This window comes from Arthrobacter sp. UYCu723, from assembly GCF_054059215.1.
In genome coordinates this window covers 2174198-2194854 of the sequence record NZ_JBSSBW010000001.1, presented here as the reverse complement: position 1 = coordinate 2194854, position 20657 = coordinate 2174198, and the positions used below count along the sequence as shown (strand labels likewise).

Sequence of the window (20657 nt, the reverse complement as noted above, 5' to 3'; positions counted from 1 at the left end):
AGCAAGGAATGCCCATGAGCGTCTCGACCCATGCGCCCACCGACCGCGGGCAGGACTCACGGCCCGCCCCCGCCCGGCGGGTACGGCGGCTGTCACGCCGCGACAAGATCGTCCTCAGCATCATGGTGGGCATCCCCACCCTGATCCAGCTGGTGCTGGTCTGGATCCCCACCCTGCTGTCTGTCGGGCTGTCCTTCACCCGCTGGAACGGACTCGAGCTGACGGACATCAAACCCGCCGGCGTCGAAAACTACCAGTTCATCGCACAGGACTACCCGCCGTTCTGGCCCGCCGTCCAGCACAATGTGCTGTGGCTGGTCTTCCTGGCGCTGATCGCCACGCCCCTCGGGCTCCTACTGGCGGTCCTGCTGGATCAGCAGATCCGCGGCAGTCGGATCTATCAGAGCATCTTCTTCACACCGGTGATGCTCTCGTTGGCCCTGATCGGCGTGATCTGGCAGCTGTTCTACAACCGTGACAGCGGGCTGCTCAACTTCCTGCTGGGAACGGCGGGAACCCCCCGGGCCGTGGACTGGTTCGGGGATTCCAGCGTCAACATCTGGGCGGCCCTCATCGCCGCCACCTGGCGCCACGCCGGCTACGTCATGATCCTGTATCTGGCCGGACTCAAGGGCGTGGACCCGACGCTGCGGGAGGCGGCCCAGATCGACGGGGCCAATGCCGTCCAGACCTTCTTCCGCGTGATTTTCCCTGCCATGCGCCCGGTGAACGTCGTCATCATCGTGATCACCGTGATCGAGTCCCTGCGGGCGTTCGACATCGTCTATGTGATCAACCGCGGCACCAACGGCCTGGAACTCATCAGCGCCCTGGTCATCCAGAACCTCGTCGGCGAGGGGCAGGTGATCGGCGTCGGCTCGGCCCTGGCCGTCATCCTGCTGGTCATTTCGCTGGTTCCCATCACGTTCTACCTGTCCCGCGCCTTCGGAAAGGACAAAGAGGCATGAGCATCGCACATCCCACCGACGCAGCGCCGGCGGGCACCGAAGCAGCAGCCAACGGCCGGGGCAGGGTCCGGCTGCAGCTGCGCGGAGGGCCCAACAACAAGCAGGGCAAACGGCACTACGGAACCCACATCTTCCTCAGCGTCATGGCCGCCATCTGGCTGGTTCCGCTGGTCTGGACGATTTTCACGGCGCTCCGGCCCAAGGCGGACACGGACAAGTACGGCTACTTCAGCGTCAACGGCACGTTCAATTTCGACAACTTCGCGCAGGCCTGGAACCAGGGCGGCTTCGCCAAGTTGTTCTGGAACTCCGTGCTGATCACGGTTCCTTCCGTGATCCTGATCCTGCTGTTCGCCTCCATGATGGCGTTCGCCGTCAGCCGGGTGAACTGGAAGTTCAACATCACGCTGCTGATCATGTTCACCGCCGGCAACCTGCTCCCGCCCCAGGTCCTCGCGGCGCCGCTCTTCGAGATGTTCAAGCACTTCGAGCTTCCCTACGCGGTCAGCGACTCCGGGAACCTGCTCAACACCTACATCAGCGTGATCGCGGTGGACACTGCATTCCAGATCGGCTTTGTCACTTTCGTGCTCTCCAACTACATGAAGGCGCTCTCGTCCGAACTGACGGAAGCGGCCCTCGTGGATGGCGCCGGCATCTGGCGCCAGTACTGGGATATCATCCTGCCCCTGTGCCGCCCGGCCCTGGCCGCCATGGGCACCCTCGAGGTGATCTTCATCTACAACGATTTCTTCTTCCCCCTGCTCTTCATCCAGAGCGGCGACCGCCTCCCGGTGACGACAGCTGTCAACAACCTCCAGGGCCAGTTCCTCTCGAACTACAACCTGATCGCGGCCGGCGCCATGATCACGGCCGTTCCCGCCCTGATCATCTACCTGCTCCTCCAGCGCCACTTCGTGGCCGGCCTGACTCTCGGCTCCAGCAAAGGATAAATGTGGACAGCACCAACACCGCCGCCATGGACTACATCACCGCGCGCCTCGGCTCCGAGGGTTCCCCGATGCTGGCGTTCGGCGGAGACTACAACCCGGAGCAGTGGCCCGAGGAGACGTGGGATGAAGATGTCCGGCTGATGCGCGAAGCAGGCGTCAACCTGGTTAGCGTCGGGATCTTCAGCTGGTCGCTGCTGGAACCGTCCGAGGGCGTCTACGAATTCGGCTGGCTGGACCGGGTCCTGGACCTGCTGCACGCCAACGGCATCCGGGTGGACCTGGCCAATGCCACGGCCTCGCCGCCGCCGTGGTTCAGCCACAAATACCCGCAGTCCCTTCCGGTGACAGCCGACGGCGTGCGGCACAGCTACGGTTCCCGGCAGGCCTTTGCCGCCTCCAGCCCCGAGTACCGGCGGGCCGCGGCGGCCCTGACCGAGAAGATCGCCGCCCGGTACGCGGACCATCCCGCCGTCGTGATGTGGCATGTCCACAACGAGTACGGCTGCCACAACCAGCCGGACTACTCGGACGGAGCCGCCGCGGGCTTCCGGTCCTGGTTGGAACGACGCTACGGAACACTCGATGGCCTGAACGCCGCCTGGGGCACTGCATTTTGGTCCCAGCGGTACTCGGCGTGGGAGGAGATCCTGCCGCCGCGGACCTCCGGAACGTGGGTCAACCCCACCCAGCAGCTGGATTTCGCCCGGTATTCCTCTGATGAACTGCTGGAGTGCTACAAGGCCGAGGCGGCGGTCATCCGCTCGCATTCCCGGCATCCGGTCACCACCAATTTCATGGGCTTCAACATGGGCCTGCACCAGCCGGTGGACTACTGGCGCTGGGCAGAACAGATGGACGTGGTCTCCAACGACCACTATCTGATTGCCGAAGACCAGCGGAACTTCCAGGAGCTGGCGGCCACCGCGGACCTCACCCGCGGCTGGGCGCAGGGCAAACCGTGGCTGCTCATGGAGCACTCCACCTCTGCCGTCAATTGGCAGCCCCGCAACATCGCCAAGGCGCCCGGCGAAATGCTTCGCAACTCGCTCCAGCATGTCGCCCGCGGCGCGGACGGCGCACTCTTCTTCCAATGGCGGGCATCCCGGGCCGGCGCGGAGAAGTTCCACTCCGGGATGCTCCCGCATGCGGGGACTGACACCAAGGCGTGGCGGGAGGTCGTCCGGCTGGGGCAAGCGCTGCGCCGCCTGGCCGAGGTCACCGGTTCGGTGGTGACCGGTGCGTCCGGCAGCGTCGACGTCGCCATCATCCACGACACCGACGCCCGCTGGGCGTCGGAACTGGATTCGCACCCGAGCGTGGATGCGTCAAACATCGCGGAAACCCGGCGCTGGCACGATGCCTTCTTCCGTGCCGGAATCCCGACGGACTTCCGCCAAAGCACGGATGACCTTTCCGGCTACCGGCTCGTGGTGGCCCCGATGCAGTACCTCGTGACGGACGCCGGAGCAGCCAATCTGGATGGTTATGTGAGGTCCGGCGGCCACCTGGTGGTCACGTATTTTTCCGGTGTCGTCGACGAGAACGACCACATCAGGCTCGGCAGCTACCCCGGGGCGTTCAGTAAACTGCTGGGCGTACAGATGGAAGAGTTCTTCCCTCTGCGCGCCGGCGAATCCGTGCCGCTGAACAGTTTCGGACCGGGTTCCTGCTGGAGCGAGCTGGGCAGGGCAAGCACCGCCGAGGTGCTTGCCGCGGTGACCGAGGGGCCGGCCGCCGGATCCCCCGCCGTTACCCGAAACCACGCCGGAAACGGCCGGGCCTACTACGTCGCCACCACCTTGCCCCCGGAAGGCCTCGCGGAACTCCTGCCCGTCATGTGCGCCGACGCGGCGGTGGCGCCCCTTGTCCCGGATCTTCCGGTCAAGGTGGAAGTCGTCCGGCGCAGCAAGGACGGCACGGACTGGACGTTCTGCATCAACCATGGGACGGACGACGTGCGGCTGCCGCTGGCGGGTGTAGAAGTCATCAGCGGTGAGGAGCTCGACGGCGGTCTCTTCCTGGAAGCCGGCGCAGTCGCCGTCGTCCGTTCCCGCACCACTCATTCACAACGCCAGTAATTCAAGACGCCAGTAAGGACAAGAAATGCTTGCCGCAGCCCGCCACTCAGCCATCGTCGCGGAGGTCCAGCGCGAGCGGATCGTCCGCGTCGCGGACCTCGCCCGGCTGCTGGGCGTGTCCCTCATGACCGTCCGGCGGGACATCGAGATACTCGACGCGGCCGGCGCCGTGGAAAAGATCCACGGCGGGGCCAAGCTCCCCGGCGGCGTGAGCACCCACGAGCCCGGCTTCGAGCTGAAGGTGACCCAGCTGCAGGAGGAAAAAACCGCGATCGCGCACGAGGCCGCCGCCCAGGTCCGCGAAGGAATGGCGGTGGGGCTCAGCGCCGGCACCACCACCTGGGCGCTGGCCCGGCTCCTGGCCGCCGGGCCCCGGATCACCGTGGTCACCAACTCCGTACGGATCGCCGACGTCTTCCACCAGGGCCCCTCCCCGTCCACCGTGATCCTCACCGGCGGCGAACGCACCCCCTCCGACGCCCTGGTGGGGCCGCTGGCCACGGCCGCCCTCAAACAACTGCACCTCGACGTGCTGTTCCTCGGCGTCCACGGCGTCGACGCCGACGCCGGATTCACCACCCCGAACGTGCTCGAAGCCGAAACGGACCGCGCCTTCGTCGCGGCGGCCCGCCGGGTGGTGGTGCTGGCAGACCACACGAAGTGGGGCATCCTGGGCATCAGCACCATCGCCGGCCTGGACGACGCCGACGAGCTCATCAGCGACGACGGGCTGCCCGGCGAAGCCCGCCGGATCCTCAGCGAACGCGTCGGCCGGCTGCGGCTGGCCATAACCGGCCCCGCCCGCACAGACGCCACCGCCACGCTGGAGCTGCCGTGAACCACCTGACTTCGACCACTGCATCCGAGGAGAACCCGCCTCTGGGACGGAGGTACGGACCGCTGCACTTGCGGCGCTCCGGCACCTCACTGCTCCTCGACTTCAGCACCGGGGAGCCGGCTGTGCTGCACTTCGGCGCCGACCTTGGCCCGGGGCTCCCTGACCTTTCGCTGCTGGCCGATCCTGTTCCGCGCTCAGCCCTGGACATCCCGGTGACGCTGGGCCTGATCCCGCAGGCGTCCTCCGGCTGGCGGGGACGGCCCGGCCTCCGCGGCCACCGGAACGGACAGTCGTTCTCTGCCCGGCTCCGCGTGGTGTCCGTAACGGTGCAGAACGGCAGCGTGCAGGACGGCAGCGAGCAGAGCGGCAAGGAGGGCTGTTCCGCCGTCATCACGCAGTCGGACCCCGCCGCCGGGATCACGGTGGACACCGAGATCCGGATCAACGACGGCGGACTGCTGCAGCTCCGGCCCGGACTGCGCAACGACGGTCCGGACAGCTACTGGGTCGAGGAGCTGGCGGCGGTGCTACCCGTGGGGCGTGCCGCAACCGAAATCCTGGACCTGACCGGCCGCTGGTGCCGCGAGTCCCACCCCCAGCGCCTGCCGATGCGGCAGGGCACCTGGGTACGTTCCGGCCGTCACGGACGAACGGGTCACGATTCCTCGCTGCTGCTGGCCGCGGGAACCCCGGGGTTCGGCAACCGGCACGGTCGGGTCTGGGCCGTGCACCTGGGCTGGAGCGGCAACCACGAGAGCTTCGTCGAGACGATCGGCGACGGCCGTTCCGTCATCGGTGCCTCGGAACTGCTTGGCTCCGCCGAGGTCATCTTGGACCCGGGAAGCAGCTACGAGACGCCGTGGCTGTTTGCCGCCTACTCGGACGCCGGGCTGGACGGCATCAGCGAGGCGTTCTACGCCTGGTTCCGCGGACGGCCGCACCACCCCGGGGCACTGTCCGGGAAACCCCGCCCCGTGGTGCTGAATGTGTGGGAGGCGGTCTACTTCGACCACCGCCTCGCCACGCTGCTGGAGCTTGCCGAATCCGCCGCCGCGCTCGGCGTCGAGCGTTACGTCCTCGACGACGGCTGGTTCCGGGGCCGCCGCGACGATCAGGCCGGCCTGGGCGACTGGTACGTGGACGAACAGCTCTGGCCGGAGGGGCTTAGCCCGCTGATCGACGCGGTCACCGCGAAGGGCATGGAATTCGGCCTGTGGGTCGAGCCGGAAATGGTCAACGAGGACTCGGACCTTGCCCGCGCCCACCCGGACTGGATCTCCGGGCCGAGTCCGCACTCCCCCGGGGCCGCCACACCCGGGCGCCTCCCGGAGCGCTGGCGGCACCAGCAGGTGCTGGACCTGGCCAACCCGGAGGCGTGGCAGTACGTCTTTGACCGGCTGGACTCGCTCCTGGGCGAGTACCGGATCAGCTACCTCAAATGGGACCAGAACAGGGATCTGGCCGAAATGGGCCACGAGGGGAGCCCCTCGGTCCATGCCCAGACGCTGGCCGTGTACAGGCTGCTGGACGAACTCAGGAAAGCCCATCCGGAGGTCGAAATTGAGAGCTGCTCCTCCGGCGGCGCCCGCGTGGATCTGGGCATCCTGGAACGCACAGACCGGGTCTGGGCCTCCGACTGCAACGATGCCCTGGAACGCCAGACCATCCAGCGATGGACCGGGATGGTGGTGCCGCCGGAGCTGGTGGGATCGCACATCGGGCCCACCACCTCGCACACCACGGCACGGACCCACGAGCTGTCCTTCCGCGCCATCACCGCCATGTTCGGCCACTTCGGCCTGGAATGGGACGTGCGCCAAGTCCAGGGCGCTGAACGGAACGAGCTCGCGGCCGCCGTCGCGCTCTACAAGGAACACCGGGCGCTCCTCCACAGCGGGCGCATGGTGCGGGCCGATGAGCCGGATCCCTCGCTGATGCTGCACGGCGTCGTCTCCCACGACGGCTCCGAGGCGCTGTTTGCGCTGGTGTCGGTGGCGACGTCGTTTTCCGAAGTCCCCGGACGCGTGGACCTGCCCGGGCTGCGGCCCGACGAAAAGTACCGGGTGCGGCTTGCCTATCCGGGCGCGGGGAGCGGGCGTACTTTCAGCCAGACGCGCCCGCCGGCCTGGCTGGCCGCCGGAGTCGAGGCCAGCGGCCGCTTCCTGGCCGAGTCCGGGCTGCCGATGCCGGTCCTGAACCCGGAACACGGCCTGCTCCTGAGCGTGCGGGCCGTTGGTTACGACGGCCAGCCGCGGTAATACTCCGAAATGCTTACGGCGAGGGGTAGCGCCAGCACCGATGCAGGAGCAGGATAGGGCTACCGGGTCCCACGCAAATAACGGACTCCGGAAAAACTCGCGCACGGACACTTGCGGTGTCCGCTCAACGCCCGAAGTCAGGGCGCGTCGAGGCCGCTGGGGCCTCCGATTACCTCCCAGCTCACGTGCAGGAGACGCCGCAGTTTTGGAGTAGGCCTGAAGTCCGGGAAATAGTGCCAGAAGCGCGGACGTGCGCTCCACTGGACAGTTCCGGTCCCGGGCTTTTCCAGGGGGTCACCGTGATCCGCATACTCATTGCCGAAGACGAAGAGCGCATCTACCGATTCATCGAGAAGGGGTTGCGGGCGGCTGGCTACGCCCCCACGGTCGTCGCGGACGGCATCAAAGCCGTGGACTACGCGTCCAGCGGTGAGTTCGATCTCCTGCTCCTCGACGTCGGGCTCCCCCGCCTGGACGGCTTCACGGTCCTGTCAACGCTGCGCCGGGCGCAGATTGGCATCCCGGTCATTTTCCTGACGGCCCGGGGCTCGGCCGCGGACACCGTGGCCGCGCTGGAGGGCGGCGCGGACGACTACATGGTCAAGCCGTTCCGCTTCGAGGAACTTGTGGCCCGTATCAGGGCCCGGCTCCGCCCAGCGGAGAACGGCGATCCGTCCCCGGGCAACGTCCTGCACTACGGCGTCCTGGAACTGAACCTCCTCACGCGCACGGTGAGCGTCGGGGACAAGACCGTCGAGCTCTCGGCCCGCGAGTTCGCACTGGTCGAGATGTTCCTGCTCCACCCGGGGCAGGTCCTGAGCCGGCAACAACTCCTCAGCCACGTGTGGGGTTACGACTTTGACGGTACGTCCAACGTCGTGGATGTCTATGTGCGCCAGTTGCGGCTGAAGCTCGGCGCGGACCACATCGTCACCACCCGCGGCGCCGGATACCGCCTGGGCTAGGAAGGACAAGCCGTGACCGCCACCCTTGGCCGACTGCGCGAAAGCGCCCGGGCCGCGCGCGCTACGCCTCCGGTGCCTCCCGCCGGCTCCGATCCGGACCGGCCCGGTTGGAGCGCCAAGGCACATTCCGTGCGCTTCCGCGTGGTGGCCGCCATGCTGCTCATGATGCTCGCAGGGCTGGTGACCGCGGGAATCATCACGTTCGCGGTCCAAATCCAGGACTCCGACGCCAGAATGGACCAGGCCCTCCTGGACAAGGCCCACGCCGTGGTCAAACTGGTGCCGAGCGACAAGCGGACGGAGCGGGAGGCCCTCGAGCGTGGGCTCCATGAGGCCGCCGAGGACATCGAGCCGCGCAGCAACGAAGTGATGGCCGGCATCACCGAAGAGAAGGTCGACTGGACGGTGGACGGCAGCCCAGAGCAGAACCTCCTCGACAAGGACATGTACCCCGCGGCCGCCGCCCTGGCCGATGCTTCCGGCGCGGCCTTCGGCGACCTCGCCGCCCAGGGGCGCCCCTTCCGGGCTGTCGTCGTGCCGGTGAAGGGGCCGCCCGGACCGACGAGCTATCTCCTGGTCGGACGGGACACCGCAGACCTTGAGGAACATCTCGTGTCCTCAGTCCAGACCTTCGTCCTGGTGTCCGCCTGTACGCTGCTCGCTGCCGCCGCACTCGGTAGCATGGTGGCCGGCAGACTGCTGTATCCCCTGCGCCGGCTGCGCGAAGCCACCCAGGTGGTCAGCCCCGAGGACATGACACAGCGGGTGGAAGTTCGGAAAGGCGCGGACGACGTCACGATGCTCGCGAAGACGTTTAACACCATGCTGGAAAGACTCGATGAGGGCGCGCAGGAGCAGCAGAAGTTCCTCGACGACGCCGGCCATGAGCTGCGGACCCCGCTGACGATTCTCCGCGGACATCTGGAACTCGTGTCGGTGGACGACCCCGCCGATGTGACCACTACGAGGGACATGCTGCTCGAGGAAGTGGACCGGATGCAGCGCCTCGTGGACGACCTGCTGCTGCTGGCCAACGCAGGCCACCCTGATTTCCTCAGGAGGGAGCCCATCCGGGTCCCCGAATTCCTCCATCAGGTGATGGAAAAGGTCCATGTCCTCGCGGACCGCCGCTGGCAGCTGGACGAGACGGCCGATTCCGTGCTGGAAGCGGACCCGCAGCGGCTCACCCAGGCCCTCGTCCAACTGGCCGCCAACGCAGTCAAATATACCGGGCCGTCCTCCACGATCGCCCTCGGCAGCCGGGTGGAGAGTTCGACGGCGCCGGACGGCTCGCCGCTGCCGGGTTCGGACACGCTGCAGCTGTGGGTGCGGGACACCGGGACCGGAATCGCTTCGGAGGACCAGCACCGGATCTTCGAGCGGTTCGGCCGGGCCCACCCCGGCCGGGGACAGGAGGGCTCCGGACTCGGCCTGGCAATCGTCTCTGCCATCGCCGAAGCGCATGGCGGGACCGCCGGCGTCGAATCCGAATACGGCGCCGGGTCCCGCTTCATGATCCGGATCCCGCTGCAGTCAATCGGGGCCGGCACTGAACCCCTGCCTGGCCTGTTCATGAAGAATCATTAATCTTCCCCTCATCCATTCCTCACGCTGCGGCCGCAGGCTGGTAGCAAAGGACAGGGCGGGGAGGATGGCCGTGGAGCCACTGCGGATAGTGCTGTACTCACATGATTCAGTGGGCTTGGGGCATGTGCGCCGCAATCTGGCGCTGGCCCACGCACTCGCCAATCAGCTCCCGGGGCTGACTGGCCGCCCCGTCACCGGTATCCTCATCACCGGCACCTCGCACGCCCCCGGCTTCCCGGCCCCGAAGGGCTGGGACTGGGTACTGCTACCCGGCGTCGGTAAAGGCCCCGAGGGTTACCTGCCGCGGAACCTCAACCTGCCCATGGCCGAGCTCGTATCCCTGCGTTCCAGGCTGCTTCAGGGGGTGCTGGCTGGCTTCTGCCCGGACCTGCTGATTGTGGACCGCCACGCCACCGGGGTGCACCGGGAGCTGGAAAGCGCTCTGCGGCATGCCCGCGCGGACGGCCCCGTGCGCGTGGTGCTGGGCCTGCGTGAAGTCCTCGACGCCCCGGACGTCGCCTTCACCGAATGGGCCCGCTTCGGCGGACCACGGGTGGTCAAGACCCTGTTCGACGCGATCTGGGTCTACGGCGACCAGGCCATCCACGACCCGGTGGCGTCCGGCGAGATCCCGTTCTCGCTGCGCAAGCTCATCCGCTACACCGGCTACCTCGCCGCCGGGCGCCCTTCGGTCTCCGGCCTGAGTTGCATGGACGGCCCCTATGTGATGACCACCGTGGGCGGCGGCTCGGACGGACACGCCCTGGCGCGGCTCGCCGCAGCCACGCCGGTCCCGGCCGGGCTGGGCCACCTGGTCGTGGCCGGCCCGCAGATGCCCGCCGAGGAGTTCCAGGACCTCGAGCGCCACGCCCGCCCAGGGGTCAGGGTGGTCACGGCACTGGACGACATCGTCTTCCACCTCCGACACGCGGCGGCTGTGGTCGCGATGGGTGGGTACAACACGGTCTGCGAGATCATGAGCACCAACGTCCCCGCCCTCATTGTGCCCCGTACGCAGTCGCGGGCTGAGCAGCGCATCCGGGCCGCCTCCCTCGCCGAGGCCGGCTACCTTGAACAGCACGAGATCGGCACGCTGACCCCGGAGATCCTGGCCGACTGGCTGGCCGAACGGATCGGCACCACGGTGGACCGCCGGCGCGCTGTCCTGGACGGGCTGATCCGGGTCCCGCAGCTGGCCGCCGAGCTGCTGCAGCCCGCCGTCGCGGCCGGCGTCGCCGCGGACGACGCGGACGACGCGGAGGTTCCCGCAGCCGCGAAGGGAAGTGCCGCCCGTGTTGCCGTCTGAACCGGGGACGGCCTACGTCCTCAAGATGTATCCACGCTTCTCGGAGACGTTCATCGTCTCCGAGATCCTTGCACGCGAAGCCGCAGGGGACCGGATCGAAATATTCTCACTGCGGCCTACGACCGATCCCCGGTTCCACGCCGAACTCGCCCGCGTGCAGGCCCCTGTGACCTACATCGACCGGCCCATCAAAACTGTGGCCCTGTGGGAGTGCCTCCAAACGGCCGTGGCAGCCGGCCTCACGCCAGCCCTGGGCCGGAACCTTGGCGAACTCGCCGCGGCCACAGCAGACGACGCCGTCCAGGCCATCAACCTGGCCACCGCCCTGCAGAGCCGGAACATCCGGCACATGCACGTCCACTTCGCCTCCGGCGCCACCACCGTGGCGCGGCTGGCCTCGGCCATCACCGGCATCCCCTTCTCCTTCACCGCCCACGCCGTGGACATCTTCCACGAGTCCGTCCGCGATGACGACCTCCAGCTGAAGCTCGAACAGGCCCACCACGCCGTGACAATCAGCCGCTTCAACCTTCGCTACCTGCGCCGCCGCTTCCCGACCTCCACCTCCCGGCTGCACCTGGTCCGCAACGGACTGGAGCTGGAGCGTTTCCCGTACCGGGATCCGCGCCCGCTCGAGACCCCGCTGCGCCTCGCCGCGGTGGGACGGCTGGTGGAGAAGAAAGGGTTCCAGCATCTGCTGCCGGCCGCCGCCGAACTACTGGGCCAGGGGGTCAAGCTGGAGCTGCGCATCGCCGGCACCGGCATCCTGGCCGAGGAGCTGGAGGCCAGCATCGGGCAGCTTCAGCTGCAGGACAACGTCCGCTTGCTCGGGCCCCAGACCCAGGACCAGATCCACGAACTGCTCGACTCCGCCGATGTCTTCGTGGCCCCCTGCGTCGTGGGCGCCGACGGCAACGCTGACGGCATGCCCACCGTCCTGCTCGAAGCCATGGCCACGGGAGTCCCCTGCGTCAGCACATCAGTCACCGGGATTCCGGAAGCCATCCGCAACGGCTCCACCGGCGTCCTAATCCGGCCGGGAAATCCCCACGCGCTTGCCCGCGCCGTCCACACCCTCGCTTCGCCCGGCACCGACAGGGTGGCCTTGGCCCGCAACGCCCGCGCACTGGTCGAGGAGGACTACGACGTCCGCCGCCAGGCCGAGCTTCTGAGGGCACTTTCCCGCCCAGAGAGGCAAGTCGCATGACACGCGTGGCCTATCTCTGTGCAGACCCTGGAGTGCCCGTCTTCGGCACCAAGGGCTCCTCGGTCCATGTCCAGGAGATCGTCCGGGCGTGGCGGGGCACCGGTTCCGACGTCACGGTCTACTGCGCCCGCTGCGGCACGGACCGGCCCGCCGACCTGGTCGATCTCGACGTCGTGGAGGTCCCACCGAAGTCCGCCACGGCCGGCGCCGCCCGCGAACAGGCCAACGAGGACGCCGCGCTGGCCCTCGTGGATGAGGTACTCCACCGCGGCTGCGGCCTGGTCTACGAACGCTATTCGCTGTTCAGTCCGGCGCTCTCCGTGCTTGCCCCCGTGCTGGACATCCCGTCGGTGCTCGAGGTCAACGCCCCGCTGATCGAGGAGCAGCAACGCTACCGCCAGCTGGTGGACGTCAAGAAAGCCGAGACCGTGCTGCGGCGCAACGCCGGAACTGCCGACGTCGTCGCCTGCGTCTCCGAGCCGGTGGTCCGCTGGGTGCGGGAAAGGGTGCCGACCGCGCGGGCGGTGCTGGTGCCGAACGGCGTCAACGTCCACCGGATCACTCCCCGCCAGCCCGGCCGGCGCAACCCGAACCACCTCACCGTCGCCTTTGTCGGCACGCTCAAGCCCTGGCACGGGGTCCCGGGCCTGCTGCACGGCGTGGCCCTGGCCAACGCCCAAACTGCGGACCCCACGCGCCGCTGGCGGGTGCTGGTGATCGGTGACGGCCCCGGCCGCGAGGACCTCGAACGGCTCGCCGCCTCGCTCGGGGTCGAGGCCGAATTCACCGGCGCGGTGCCACCCGACGCCGTGCCCCGGCTCCTTGACCGCGCCGACGCCGCGGCCGCCCCCTACCCGGCCGACGTCGCGGGCGAGGACGACTACTTTTCCCCGCTCAAGGTCTACGAATACATGGCGGCCGCGCTGCCGATCATCGCGAGCGCCGTGGGCCAGATCCCGTCCATCCTCGAGCCGGGACGGACCGGGATCCTGGTGCCGCCCGGTGAACCGGCGGCGGTGGCCGAAGCCCTCACCCGGCTCGCCGAGGATCCCGCCCTGCGCGAACGGCTCGGCGCGTCCGCCCGGGCGGACGCGGTGCAGCGGTTCAGCTGGGACGGCGTGCTCACGCGCATCACCCGTTCGCTGCCACCGGTCCGGAGGGTCGCCGCCCAATGAGCACACGAACGAGGCAATCACCACGGCGGAGCTGGCGGACCTTCTGGCGGAGGCCTGCCGCCAAAGCGCCGGCGGCGCCGTCACCGTTGCGGCGGACCTTGCGGTGCGTCCGTCCGCACTTGCGCGGGCACAGGCTGCTGATCACGTGGGGCTTCATTGCCATGGCCGCAGAGGTCCTCCTCCGGCTTCTTGAACCGTGGCCGGTGAAGATCGTCCTCGACGCCGTCTCGCGCTCGCTTGGCGCCAGCCTACGCCGGTCTCCGTTCAGCGCTGAGGCGAGCGCAGAACTGCTCTTCCTCTGTGCCGGCGCGGTGGTCGCCATCAGTATCGTCCGGGCCATCGCGAGCTACTTCTCCGCGATCTCGTTCGCCCTCGTGGGGACGCGGATCTCGTCCGAGTTGCGCGCCCGGACCTTCCGGCATCTGCAGAGCCTGTCGATGCGGCACCACAGCCATGCCTCCACCGGGGACACCGTCCAGCGGCTGGTAGGAGACGTGTCGCGACTGCAGGAAGTGGCTGTCACCGCCGGCCTCCCCCTCATCGGCAACACCGTGTCTCTGATGGCCATGACCATCATCATGATCTGGCTCGATCCCCTGATCGCCCTCGTGACCTTCCTTGGCATCGGCATTTTCTTCCTGCTTTCGCGCAAGAGCTCGGGCTCAATCACCTCCGCCGCCCGCAAGTCCCGGAAAGGTGAGAGCGCACTGGCCACCACGGCCGCAGAGACCCTGGGGGCCATCCGGGAAGTCCAGGCATACGGGCTTGAAGACACCATCAGCTCCGGTTTCCGCAGCAGCAACCAGGCAGCCCTTGGGTCCGGCGTCGCCGCACTCCGGCTGTCCGCCAGCCTGCAGCGGAAAACCGACGTGCTGACGGGGATCGCGACGGCGGTGGTCCTGGCCGCCGGCGGGTGGCGGGTCATGCAGCACGCGATCACGCCAGGGGACCTCGTCGTTTTCCTCTTCTACCTGAAAACCGGAATGAGGCCGCTCAAGGATGTCGCCAGGTATACGAGCCGGGTGGCCCGCGCGACGGCCTCCGGGGAACGCGTCGCGGACCTGCTGGAGGCCCAGAGCGACCTGCCCGAAGCACCCCACGCCGTCGCACTCAAGAGCCCCCACCCGGACATCGTGTTTGACAACGTCTGGGCAGGCCACCTGGACGGGACCATGGTACTGAAGGGGATCAACCTGACCATACCGGCGGGCCAGCACTGCGCCCTGCTGGGGCCCTCGGGTGCCGGAAAGTCAACGCTGGCAAGCATGGTCCTTCGCATGGTGGACCCGTGGGAGGGGAGCGTCAGCTTGGGCGGCGAAGACCTGCGGGATGTCACGATCGCTTCGGTCCGCTCCCATGTCTCGATCCTGCTCCAGGACTCCGTGCTGTTCGGCACCACGGTCCGGGAAAACATCAGGTTCGGCCGCCTCGACGCCACGGACGAGGAGATCGAGGATGTCGCGGCCCTTGCCCAGGCCGACAGTTTCATCCGGGCACTGCCCCAAGGCTACGACACGGTCCTCGGCGAGTCGGCCAACGATCTCTCCGGGGGCCAGCGCCAGCGGCTGGCCGTCGCCCGCGCCATGCTCCGCAAGGCCCCAATCGTGATTCTGGACGAGGCCACCGCCGGCCTTGACCCTGCCTCCCGCGATTCAGTCCTCAGCGCCCTCGACCAACTCACCGAGGGCCGTACCTCCATCACGATTACCCACGACATCAACTCGGCGCGGTCGTGCGACCGGTTGATCTGGCTCGAAGACGGCGAAATCGTCGAAGAAGGGCCGCCGCTGTCGCTGCTGGCCAACCCCAGTTCCCGGTTCGCCGGGTGGGTCCGGCGGCAACAGACCAAGCAACCGGATGAGCTGTTCGAGGTGCCAACATGAGTAGCGCGCTGCAAGGGCAAGGTCAGGAGGGACAAGGGCTGCAAGCCCAGCGGCGCGAAGCGGACCGCGCCCTGGCGGCCAGGGACACCCGGATCCCGGCACTGAACTGGGTGCTCGACGACGAGCTGCTCTCGGAGCTGCTCGGCGAACAGGTCCGCATCACCAGGACCCGCTACAAGCCTGGAACTTCCGTTCTGGTCGCCTTCCGCCGTAGCGGCGGCGACGGGGCGGAAACATTCGGCTGGGCCTCAACCACAGCCGCCGAGCACGCCGGAAAACTGCACCGGAGGGCGGCAAGCACGCGGGGTCACGGCGGCGGGATCCGGCTGGTCCAGCCCGACCATCTCGACCCCGACGTCGTCGTCGCGGCCGGCCGCATCGAGGAAGACTGGCCGTTGCGCGCCAACCTGCGCTGGCTCCGGGATCACGGGCTCGGACGACTTGGAGCATTCCCCACGACACCGGGGCGATTCCTGGATCCCCCGGCCAGCGTGCTCAGATACAACCCGGAGCGCAGGCTCGTTGTCAGGCTCCCCTCCGGCACGCGTTCTGTCGTCGTCAAAACTGCCGCCCAACCCGACGACGAGGCCACCGGACTCCGGCTGCGGCAGCGGCTGCAGCGCCACGGAGTCCCGGTCCTTCCCGAACTCGCCGACGCCGAATGCACTCGGCACGGGGTCAGCGCCTCCCCCGGTTGGGGCGACGGAGACCTCAGCGGCATGAACAACGATGCGGCCGCCTTCCCCGCAGGCGAAGCCCTGGCGGTGCTCCACCGGATCCAGCCAGGACCCGACGCCGATCCCGCGGAGGAAGTGGGAAATCTGGTCCGCCAGCTCGCGGCGACCCGGTCCATGCTCGCCCAGTTGCTTCCTGACCTCGAGGTTCCGGTCAGCGAGCTCGCAAACCGGCTGCTGGCAAAAACGTGCAGCCCACGCGGCCACCAGAGCGTGCTGGTACACGGCGACTTCTCGGCGGACCAGGTCCTGGTGAATGGCGCGGCCATCCGCATCATCGATTTTGACCGTGTCAGGACGGCCGACGCGGCAATGGACCTTGGCTCCTTCGCTGCCGTGGAGGAAATCGCCGAGGCCTCCGGGGCGGGAGCACAGGCGGGTACCCCGGTAGGAGGCCGCAAGACGGCCCGGCTTATCGAGGGCTACCGCCAGGCTGGCGGTAGCGTCTCGCAGCCCGGGGTGGATACCTGGGCAGCCTTCCGGCTGTTCCTGAACAGCGTGGACCCGTTCCGGAACCGGGCTAGCGACTGGCCGGCCGACACTTCCTGGCACGTCCGCCGAGCGTTAGAGCTGATCGCATGAACTGGCACCCGCCGCTTTGGAATTACACCGACGACGCCGGCGCCGCGTGGCGCGTCCTCAAGGCGTGGCACGACAAAGAACCCGGAGAGTACCTGCTGGAGGTCGTGGCTGCGGAACGGCCCTGCGTCCGGGGAGCCCATCTCAGCCATGGCCACTTTGAGCTCCTGCCGGAGGACGATCCGGAGCTGCCAGCCCTTCGGACCGAAAGACAGCGCGGGGAAATCATCTCCCACTGGCCCTACAAGCGGGCGATCATCCGGGCGGAGGGCTGCTACATCAAGGTCTTCCGGCCAGGCAGCGCCCTCGTCCCCGCCGAGCGGTGCGCTCAGATGAACATCCTGCTGGACGCCGGCGCCTTCACGGCGCCCAAGGTGCTTCAGAGCTCCCCGGACATCCTCGTTTTCAGCACTCTCTCCGGACCAACGCTGGGCCAAATCGGCGAGGACTACGTCACGATCGGCGAAAAAGAGTTCGCCGGCGCATGGGAAAAATGGTCCCGCGCCTGGCTCGCCCAGCTGAGCGCGGCGTCTGACGCCAGCAGACGAACCGTTTTGAGCACCCTTCCGGTCCATTCCCCGGAGGTGGAAGCGAAGGCCGTGTCCCGTTGGTTGAAACGATGGCTGCGCCACGCGGAGGATGTCCCCGAGCTGGCGTCCCAACGCGAGACGTTACGCGCCAGGGCAGATTTCATCACGGCGAACCTGCTCGGCTCGGCACCGGACCCGCTTGTATGGGCCCACGGAGACCTGCACGACCGGCAGATCATCGCCGGCGACGGCCGATCCCCGTTCGGGTTGCTGGACTTCGACGATGCAGCCCAGGCCGAGGCCGCCCGCGACCTCGCCTACCTGGATTTCCATCTGGAGCGGCGCCTGTGGCGCAATAACCTGACGCCGGCGCGATACCTTAAGGCCCACACGGAGGTGCTGGCCGTCGCCGAGCAATTGCAGGTTAGCCCGGATCGACTCGATGCCTACGCGGACGCACGCTGGCTGCGCTTGGCCTGCTCTCCGCTCCCTTCGGGCTCATCGCTGGCGACCCGCGTTCTCGAGCAACGCGTGAAGCATCGTCAGTCCTTCGGATCCACCACACTGGTCGCCAGCCGGTCCCTCGGGTCCTGGAGCTGACCATGGGCTGGCACCCGCCCATCCCGGCCAGCATCCGGGACGTGGAGGACACCCGATGGCAGGTCATCAGGGCCTGGCCCGGCCTCACAGCGGAGGACTACATCCTGGAGCTTCTGGCACCGGACCGGCCAGGCGTCCGGGCAGCCCACCTCCGTTCCGGAGCGCTGGAATTGCTACCGGCGGGCCGGGACCGCCGTCTTCCCGCGCTCAGGCACATGGCGAAGCACGGTGAAGTGTTGGTGCACCGGGCGTACCGCCGTGCCGTGGTCCGCTCCGGGGACCAGTACGTCAAGATCTTCCGGCTCCGCCAGGCCGCCGACGCCACAGACAGGCATGCTTTGATGAACGGGCTTCTCGGCGCCGAGGACTTCCTCACCCCGGACATTGTGTCCTACACGCCGGGCTGCCTCACCCTCACCGGCCTGCCCGGACGTTCCCTGTTCGAACTCGGCAAGGATCCCGCGGTCAGCGACGACGTGTTCGAGAAGGCCTGGCAAAAATGGTCCGAGGGGTGGGTCCGGCAGCAATCGCTCGCCCGGGCCCTTCCACAGCGTCTCACCCTCGAGGCGCTCCCGCCCCGGCCCGCCGCCGTCGAACTGGCGAACCTTCGCCGCATCGTGAACCTGTGGATGCTGCACGCCCACGACGTTCCTGCGGCCGAAGGGCAGCGTTCCGCCGTCCGCACGGCAGCCACGCGGGTCGCCCAGGGGCTGCTGGGGACCGAGGCTGATCCCTTGGTGTGGTCGCACGGGGACCTCCACGACAAACAGATCTTCGTTCACAATCCCGACGATTCGTTGGGGCTGCTGGATTTCGACGAGTCCGGGCGGGCCGAAGCCGCGGCAGACCTGGCAAACCTTGCCGTGCACCTTCAGCTGCGGCTGCGGCAACAGCGGCTGAGCGTACAGCGGTACCAGACAGCCCGGCGGCACGTCATCGCGGCCGCCCAGGAACTGCGGGTGACGCCGGCGCGCTTCGACGCTTACGCCAACGCGACCCGCCTGCGGCTGGGGTGCCTCTATTCCTTCCGGCCCGAGTGGGCGGCCCTGGCCGAGGACTTCCTGTATCCGCCGGCCGCACCGGATACAGCCATATCCCCGGCCGGCCACTCGGCGGGCCGGGCCTGACCGGACGGCCAAGCGGGGGCGAAGCCGGGCCGACATGGCCGGGCCCAACCGGGAACACCGCCCCGGGCGGAGGCGTTGGCCCCTGTAGCGGCACCCACCGCTGGGACGCTCCTGCACGTACTGACTGCACACCGTACCGAGAGGACTGCTGACATGGCTCACATCAAGGTTGGAACAGAGAACAGCACCGACGTCGAGCTCTACTATGAGGACCGCGGGGCCGGGCAGCCGGTGGTTTTGATCCACGGCTACCCGCTGGACGGCTCCTCCTGGGAGAAGCAGACCACGGCGCTGCTGGGCGCGGGCTACCGCGTCATCACCTATGACCGGCGCGGCTTCGGAAAGTCCAGCAAGCCCACCGAGGGCTACGACTACGACACGTTTGCCGCGGATCTCAACACACTTTTGACCACGCTGGACCTGAACGGCGCCGTGCTGGTGGGCTTCTCGATGGGCACGGGCGAGGTGGGCCGCTACCTCGGCAACTACGGTTCCGAAAGGGTGGCAAAGGCCGTGTTCCTCGGCTCGCTGGAGCCGTACCTGCTGCAGGCCGAGGACAACCCTGACGGCGTCCCTCAGTCCGTCTTCGACAGCCTCACGGAAGCGGTGACCGCGGACCGCTATGCCTTTTTCACCGAGTTCTTCAAAAACTTCTACAACAGCGAGACGTTCCTCGGCACGCCGCGGCTCAGCGAGGAAGTCATGCGCGCCGGCTGGAACCTCGCGACGTCCGGCGGCGCCGCCGCGTCGGTAGCAGCCCAGCCCACCTGGCTGACCGACTTCCGCAAGGACATCCCCAGGATCGACGTCCCGGCACTGATTGTCCACGGCACGGCGGACAACATCCTGCCGATCGACAACACGGGCCGGCGCTTCGCCGAGGCCCTGCCGAGCGCCGAATACACGGAGATCGACGGCGCCCCGCACGGCATGCTGTGGACGCATGCGGCCGAGGTCAACGAGGTGCTGCTGCGGTTCCTCGCGAAGTAGGCGATTCCAGCCCCGCAAACAGGGCCGGCACATACGCCTTGACGGGGGCACGATGAAGGTACCGGATCCAGCGAATGCCCTGGCAGAATCCGGCGTCGAGCCCCCTCTAGCACGGGAGTGCCACATCCAGATCGGCTGGCTCGCGGGCCGGCCCCTACAAGGGGCACTTTGACACGAAACGCCGGGCCGACGTCGGACTTCCGGACCCCTGATGGCTCCAAAGCCGCCCCGGACCGCCTGGCGAACCCGCACCGGACGGCCGGAATACTGCAATTACCGCCGGTGTTGTGCACGTCAGACCCTATTTCCATCGCCCGAAGGATCCTCATGAGCCAGAATCTGACCGTCAAGCTCCAGCCCGGCACTCCGGCGCCGATTTTCACCCTGCCGGATGCCGCCGGCAAGCCGGTGTCCCTCGCCGACTACCGCGGCAAGAACGTCATTGTGTACTTCTACCCGCAGGCCGCAACGCCCGGCTGCACCACCGAGGCGTGCGATTTCCGCGACAGCCTCTCCTCGCTGCAGGGCTCCGGCTACGAGGTCCTCGGGATCTCCCCCGATGGCCCCGAGGCCCTGGCGCACTTCACCAGCGACTTCGCCCTCACCTTCCCGCTCCTGGCCGACGAGGACCATGCCGTGGCGCTGGCCTACGGCGCCTGGGGCGAGAAGCTGGTCAACGGCGAGATCATCGAGGGCATTATGCGCTCCACGGTGGTGCTCGATCCCGAGGGCAAGGTGAAGCTGGCCCAGTACCAGGTCAAGGCCCAGGGCCACGTGGAGGCGCTCAAGGAAGAACTGGGCGTCTGATCCCTCGCCATTGCCCGGAGCGGCTCGGTAGGCTCGGTCCAACAGCGCCGGCCTGAGGACCCCGGGCGGGAC

General features: G+C 68.0%; 16 protein-coding genes. All 16 read left to right on the top strand.

Annotated elements, in window-relative coordinates:
- Positions 1-14 precede the first annotated feature (14 nt).
- The 16 genes from ACVWZ8_RS10295 (at position 15) to bcp (ending at position 20585) form a co-directional block, all read left to right on the top strand.
- Positions 15-968 carry a carbohydrate ABC transporter permease gene (locus ACVWZ8_RS10295; protein WP_456504574.1) on the top strand — a complete coding sequence of 318 codons (954 nt, stop codon included), beginning with the start codon at positions 15-17 and terminating at the stop codon, positions 966-968.
- On the top strand, positions 965-1921 hold the full coding sequence (locus tag ACVWZ8_RS10290) for a carbohydrate ABC transporter permease (RefSeq protein WP_426979441.1): 957 nt from the start codon (positions 965-967) through the stop codon (positions 1919-1921). The genes ACVWZ8_RS10295 and ACVWZ8_RS10290 overlap by 4 nt, the downstream gene beginning before the upstream one ends.
- Before the next feature lie 2 nt (positions 1922-1923).
- Positions 1924-3999 carry a beta-galactosidase gene (locus ACVWZ8_RS10285; protein ID WP_456504573.1) on the top strand — a complete coding sequence of 692 codons (2076 nt, stop codon included), beginning with the start codon at positions 1924-1926 and terminating at the stop codon, positions 3997-3999.
- A 25-nt stretch (positions 4000-4024) separates the two neighbouring features.
- Entirely contained in the window at positions 4025-4837 is an 813-nt protein-coding gene (locus ACVWZ8_RS10280; protein ID WP_456504572.1) for a DeoR/GlpR family DNA-binding transcription regulator, read from the top strand.
- Positions 4838-4842: 5 nt separating this feature from the next.
- Positions 4843-7095 (top strand): alpha-galactosidase, encoded by a 2253-nt coding sequence (locus ACVWZ8_RS10275; protein WP_456505933.1) that lies wholly within the window; start codon positions 4843-4845, stop codon positions 7093-7095.
- Positions 7096-7394: 299 nt separating this feature from the next.
- Complete coding sequence (locus ACVWZ8_RS10270; RefSeq protein ID WP_456504571.1) at positions 7395-8060, top strand: response regulator transcription factor; 666 nt, start codon at positions 7395-7397, stop codon at positions 8058-8060.
- A 12-nt stretch (positions 8061-8072) separates the two neighbouring features.
- Positions 8073-9647, top strand: a complete 1575-nt coding sequence (locus tag ACVWZ8_RS10265; RefSeq protein ID WP_456504570.1) for a sensor histidine kinase — start codon at positions 8073-8075, stop codon at positions 9645-9647.
- A 64-nt stretch (positions 9648-9711) separates the two neighbouring features.
- Positions 9712-10953, top strand: a complete 1242-nt coding sequence (locus ACVWZ8_RS10260; protein ID WP_456504569.1) for a glycosyltransferase family protein — start codon at positions 9712-9714, stop codon at positions 10951-10953.
- Positions 10940-12160, top strand: a complete 1221-nt coding sequence (locus tag ACVWZ8_RS10255) for a glycosyltransferase (protein ID WP_456504568.1) — start codon at positions 10940-10942, stop codon at positions 12158-12160. The genes ACVWZ8_RS10260 and ACVWZ8_RS10255 overlap by 14 nt, the downstream gene beginning before the upstream one ends.
- The gene (locus tag ACVWZ8_RS10250) at positions 12157-13335 is read left to right on the top strand and encodes a glycosyltransferase family 4 protein (protein WP_426979448.1); all 1179 of its coding nucleotides are present in this window, start codon (positions 12157-12159) and stop codon (positions 13333-13335) included. Before ACVWZ8_RS10255 ends, ACVWZ8_RS10250 begins: the two co-directional genes overlap by 4 nt.
- A gap of 119 nt (positions 13336-13454) precedes the next feature.
- On the top strand, positions 13455-15218 hold the full coding sequence (locus ACVWZ8_RS10245) for an ABC transporter ATP-binding protein (RefSeq protein ID WP_456504567.1): 1764 nt from the start codon (positions 13455-13457) through the stop codon (positions 15216-15218).
- Positions 15215-16534, top strand: a complete 1320-nt coding sequence (locus tag ACVWZ8_RS10240) for a phosphotransferase family protein (RefSeq protein ID WP_426979450.1) — start codon at positions 15215-15217, stop codon at positions 16532-16534. The genes ACVWZ8_RS10245 and ACVWZ8_RS10240 overlap by 4 nt, the downstream gene beginning before the upstream one ends.
- On the top strand, positions 16531-17661 hold the full coding sequence (locus ACVWZ8_RS10235) for a phosphotransferase (RefSeq protein WP_426979451.1): 1131 nt from the start codon (positions 16531-16533) through the stop codon (positions 17659-17661). The genes ACVWZ8_RS10240 and ACVWZ8_RS10235 overlap by 4 nt, the downstream gene beginning before the upstream one ends.
- Positions 17662-17663: 2 nt before the next feature.
- The gene (locus ACVWZ8_RS10230) at positions 17664-18788 is read left to right on the top strand and encodes a phosphotransferase (RefSeq protein WP_426979452.1); all 1125 of its coding nucleotides are present in this window, start codon (positions 17664-17666) and stop codon (positions 18786-18788) included.
- 153 nt (positions 18789-18941) lie between these two features.
- Positions 18942-19778 (top strand): alpha/beta fold hydrolase, encoded by an 837-nt coding sequence (locus tag ACVWZ8_RS10225; RefSeq protein WP_426979453.1) that lies wholly within the window; start codon positions 18942-18944, stop codon positions 19776-19778.
- Between the two features lie 327 nt (positions 19779-20105).
- The gene (gene bcp, locus ACVWZ8_RS10220; RefSeq protein ID WP_456504566.1) at positions 20106-20585 is read left to right on the top strand and encodes a thioredoxin-dependent thiol peroxidase; all 480 of its coding nucleotides are present in this window, start codon (positions 20106-20108) and stop codon (positions 20583-20585) included.
- Positions 20586-20657 lie beyond the last annotated feature (72 nt).